The 5,220-nt window shown below is 66.1% G+C and carries 1 protein-coding gene and 1 pseudogene; both read left to right on the top strand.

Annotated elements, in window-relative coordinates:
* Nucleotides 1–4,056: beta strand repeat-containing protein (locus ACXJKJ_RS29845; protein ID WP_457394898.1), on the top strand; the 4,056-nt coding region annotated here is incomplete at its 5' end.
* 343 nt (nt 4,057–4,399) lie between these two features.
* Nucleotides 4,400–5,220: pseudogene (locus ACXJKJ_RS29840) on the top strand (heme utilization protein); the annotation flags it as partial.

The raw sequence follows: 5,220 nt of genomic DNA, 5'->3' as shown, positions 1-5,220 counted from the left end.
CTGCGCGCGCTGAGCTCCAGCCAGATCAACTCGCTGACCACCGACCAGGTCCGCACGCTGAACACGGACGACCTCAACAGCCTCACGTCCGACCAGTTCAACAAGCTCTCCACCGCCCAGGTGCAGGTGCTGACGACCGCTCAGCTGAGCAACCTGACGACGGACAACCTCAATGCGATGGGCTCGGCCCAGTTCGCCACGCTGTCGTCCACCCAGTTCGGTTCGCTTACGTCCGACCAGTTGCCCAAGCTGGAGACGGCCGACCTGCGCGCCGTCACGACCGCCGCACTGCGCGGCCTGAGCTCGGACCAGATCCTGACGCTGAGCTCCGATGAGGTCTCCAGCCTGAGCACCGCCCAGATCGGTTCGCTCACGACGTCCCAGGTCCAGGGCCTGACGGCCGCTGACATGACGGCCCTGGGCACCGCCCAGGTGGCCGTGCTGAGCTCGGCCCAGGCGGCCGCACTGAACACGGATCAACTGTCCGCCATCGACGCGGCTGACATGAAGTCGCTGACAACGGCCGCCCTGCGCGCCCTCAGCAGCACCCAACTCGACGGCCTGACCTCGGATCAGTTGCGGGCCCTGTCTTCCAGCCAGATCAATGCCCTGACCACCGACCAGGTCCGCACGCTGAACACGGACGACCTCAACAGCCTGTCGTCCGACCAGTTCAACAAGCTCTCCACCGCCCAGGTCCAGGTGCTGACCACCACGCAGCTCAGCAACCTGACGACAGACAACCTGAATGCGATGGGTTCGGCCCAGTTCGCCTCGCTGTCATCCACCCAGTTCGGTTCGCTGACCTCCGACCAGTTGCCCAAGCTCGAGACAGCCGACCTGCGTGCGGTCACGACCGCCGCGCTGCGCGGCCTGAGTTCGGACCAGATCCTGACGCTGAGYTCCGATGAAGTCTCCAGCCTCAGCACCGCCCAGATCGGCTCGCTGACGACGTCGCAGGTCCAGGGATTGACGGCCGCCGACATGACGGCCCTGTCCACGGCCCAGGTTGCTGTGCTGAGCTCGGCCCAGGCCCAGTCGCTGTCCACCGACCAGCTGTCGGCCATCGACGCCGTCGACATGAAGTCGTTGACGACGGCCGCGTTGCGAGCCCTGTCCAGCACTCAGATCGATGGCTTGACCAGCGATCAGCTGCGCGGCCTCACCAGCACCCAGCTCAACGCGCTGACCACCAATCCGCAGATCATCGGCCTCAACACCGATGACCTGAACGTGCTGACGACGGACCAGATCGCCCGCCTGTCGACCTCGCAGATCCAGGCGCTGACGACCTCGCAGCTGAGCAACCTGGTCACCGACAGCCTCAACGCGATGGGCTCGGCCCAGTTCGCGACGCTGTCGTCCAGCCAGTTCGGCTCGCTGACGACCGACCAGCTGTCCAAGCTGGAAACAGCCGATCTGCGCGCCGTCACGACCAACGCGCTGCGCGGCTTGAGTTCCGACCAGGTGCAGTCGCTGACCTCCGACGAGGTGTCCAGCCTGTCCACGGGCCAGGTGGCGGCCTTCACGACCGCCCAGGTCAAGGGCCTCACCGCGGCCGATATGACCGCCCTGTCCACCGCTCAGGTCGCGGCGCTGAGCTCGGCGCAGGCCCAGAACCTGTCGACCGACCAACTCTCGGCCATCGATGCGGCTGACATGAAGTCGCTGACGACGGCGGCTCTTCGGGCCCTCGGCAGCACACAGCTGGACGGCCTGACCAGCGACCAACTGCGCGCCCTGACAAGTGCTCAGATCAACTCGCTGACGACCGACCAGGTCCGCACGTTGAACACGGACGACCTCAACAGCCTCACGTCCGACCAGTTCAACAAGCTCTCCACCGCCCAGGTCGCCGTACTGACGACGGCCCAGCTGAGCAGCTTGGCCAGCGACAACCTCAACGCCATGGGGACGGCCCAGTTCGCGACGCTGAACTCCAGTCAGTTCGGTTCGCTGACCACTGACCAACTGCCCAAGATGGAGACGGCCGACCTGCGCGCCGTCACCACGGCAGCGCTGCGTGGCCTGTCTTCGGATCAGATCCTGACACTGAGCTCCGACGAGGTCTCCAGCCTCAGCACCGCCCAGATCGGCTCGCTCACGACGTCCCAGGTCCAGGGCCTGACGGCCGCCGACATGACGGCCCTGGGCACCGCCCAGGTGGCCGTGCTGAACTCCGCCCAGGCGTTTGCGCTGAGCACCGATCAGCTGTCCGCCATCGAGACCGGCGACATCCGCTTCCTGACCACGACCGCGCTGCGCGCCCTGACCAGCACCCAGCTGGATGGCCTGACCAGCGACCAGCTGCAATCGCTGACCTCGGCGCAGGTGAACTCGCTGACGACGGCCCAGTTGTCGACGATGAACAGCGACGACCTGAACGCGTTCACGACCGACCAGTTCGCTCGCATGAGCACGGGTCAGGTCCAGGCGTTGACGGCCGGCCAGCTGTCGCACCTGACGACGGACGACCTGACCGCCCTGGGAACACAGCACTACGCGGTGATGAACGCGACCCAGTTCGGTTCGCTGACAACCGACCAGCTGCCGAATCTGCAGACGGCCGACCTGCGTGCGGTGACGACGGCGGCGCTGTCGAGCCTGAACTCGGATCAGATCGCCTCGCTGCAGACCGAGCACATCGCCGCGCTCAGCACGGCCCAGGTGTTGTCGCTGTCCACCGCACAGATCCAGGGCCTGGCCGCAGCCGACCTGACGGCCATGGGCTCGGCGCAGATCTCGGTGCTGACCACGGCMCAGGTGAATTCGCTGTCCACCGACCAGATCGTGGCCATCGACTCCGACGACCTGGCCAAGCTGACTTCGGCATCGCTGCAGGCCATCACCAACACCCAGCTGGGTGCGCTGACCACCGATCAGCTGACCGGCCTGGGCACCCGCGTGTCGGTGCTGACGACCAGCCAGATCAACAACCTGGCCACCGACGACCTGAACACCTTCACGACGGCGCAGTTCGCGTCCCTGACCTCCACCCAGGTCAAGGCCTTCACGAACTCGCAGATCGCGGCGCTGGAAACCGACGACCTGCGCGCACTGACCACGGCCCACGTCGCCGCGATGAGCAATGCGCAGATCCAAGCCATCACCAGCGACCAGTTCAGCACGCTGAAGGCGACGCAGATCACGGCGCTGACCACGGCGCAGGCGGCGGCCTTGACCACGGATCAGATCCACAGCCTCACGACCGATCAGATCAGCGGCCTGGAAACCCGCGACATCACCGCCATGAGCATGGCTCAGCTCGACGCGCTGCAAGGCACGACCTTCGGCGAAATGAGCGCGGCGCAGATGAACGCCTACTTCAACGTCACGCCCATCGTGCTCGACCTGGATGGCCACGGCGTCAACACGCTGGCCGCCGCCCAGGGTGTCAGCTTCGACCTGGTGGGCACCGGCCAGGCCAACAAGGTGGGCTGGGTGGCTGGCGGCGATGGCCTGCTGGTGATGGACCGCAACCATGACGGCCTCATCAACAGCGGCGGTGAACTCTTCGGCATGGGCACCGTGCTGGCCAACGGCAAGCATGCCAAGGATGGCTACGCCGCCATGGCCGAACAGGACAGCAACCATGACGGCAAGCTCGACAGCCACGACGCCAACTGGAAGCAGCTGCAGGTCTGGGTCGACGCCAACCACGACGGCAAGACCGACGCCGGCGAGCTGAAGACGCTGGACCAGCTGGGCATCACCTCGCTCGACCTGAACGCCACCAAGGGCTCCGGGTCAGACAGCGGCAACCTCATCGGCCTGGTGTCCAGCTACACGACGACCGACGGCAGCAAGCACGACGTGGCCGACGTCTGGTTCGCCAAGGACGTGCAGCCGCAGAAGGCCGATGACGGCAAGGACGCGACGGTCAGCCTGCACGACGTGCTGGCACCGCCGACCGCCCCGCTGCTCGGTGCCGAGCACGTCGACCTGGCCAAGGCGGCCGTGCCGCACCCGTCGGCCGACGCCCACCTTGCGGCCATCGACCGCAAGCTGGCCGAGGACGACGAGCACCGGCGCAACAACGGCGGCAACTGGGTGTGAAGTCCGTGAATTCGTTCAAACCCATTCGGCGCAGCTGCCGAACGGTCGACCTTGGGTCGAGAAACCCGGTCTTTTTGCCGATTGGTTCCGAGGACTCGTCCCTAGCATGACAACACGAGCCCACCTCATCGCGGCGCTCCAGGCGGGATCGCATCCCGCCTGCGGCCGCATTGGGTTGGGTTCGGGTTTCAATTTTTTTGTATCTCTGGCACGTCTTGGCTGCTCGACGCGCCGGGGCACAGGCTCCGCTCAGAACAACGCCTCCAGTTTCGGGGGTGGGCCAGCGATGGTCCAACGCCGCCACGCCGCAAGGCAAGGCGGCCATCAGTACAGGTGAGAAAACATGTCAACCGTCATCCCCGGCATTTCGCCATCTGTCATCTCGACTCTGAGCACGGACACGATCCGGGGGTGGTCGACGGAAGACTACGCCGCCCTCAGCACCGACCAGCTGATCGCGTTCACCACCGCGCAGGCCTCGGTCATCCTTTCCAGCAGCCTGGCGGTCCTGAAGAGCGACCAGATCCGGGCCTTCCAGACCGAAGACCTGCGGGCCATCGCGACCAGCGCCCTTGCCGGCTTCAGCTCTGACCAGATCCAGGCCCTGAAGACCGACCAGGTCCAGGCCCTGAGCACCTCGCAGATCGCCGTCCTGTCGACGGCCCAGATCCAGGGCCTGAGCAGCGCCGACATGGTGGCGCTGACCTCCGCCCAGATCGGCGCGCTGACGTCCGCCCAGCTGGGCAACCTCTCCACGGCCCAGATCGCCGCCATCGAGACGGCCGACATCAAGTCGATCACCACCGCCGCGCTGCGCAACCTGTCGTCCACCCAGCTGGACGCCTTCACCAGCGACCAGCTCCGCGCCCTTTCCAGTGGCCAGGTCAATTCGCTGACGACGAGTCAAGTCAATACGCTCGGCACGGCTGACCTGAACAGCCTGAGCAGCAGCCAGTTCGCCAACCTCTCCACAGCCCAGGCCCAGGCCCTGACCGCCACCCAGCTCGGCAACCTGGCCACCGACAACCTGAACGCGCTGGGCACGGGCCATTTCGCCGTGCTGTCGTCGACCCAGTTCGGCGGGCTGACGACCAGTCAGCTGGCCAAGCTTGAGACCGCTGACCTGCGTGCGGTCACGACCGCCGCCCTCAACGGTCTGTCATC

The organism is Roseateles sp. P5_E1 (genome assembly GCF_054049335.1).
This window is presented reverse-complemented; position numbering and strand designations above follow the sequence as displayed.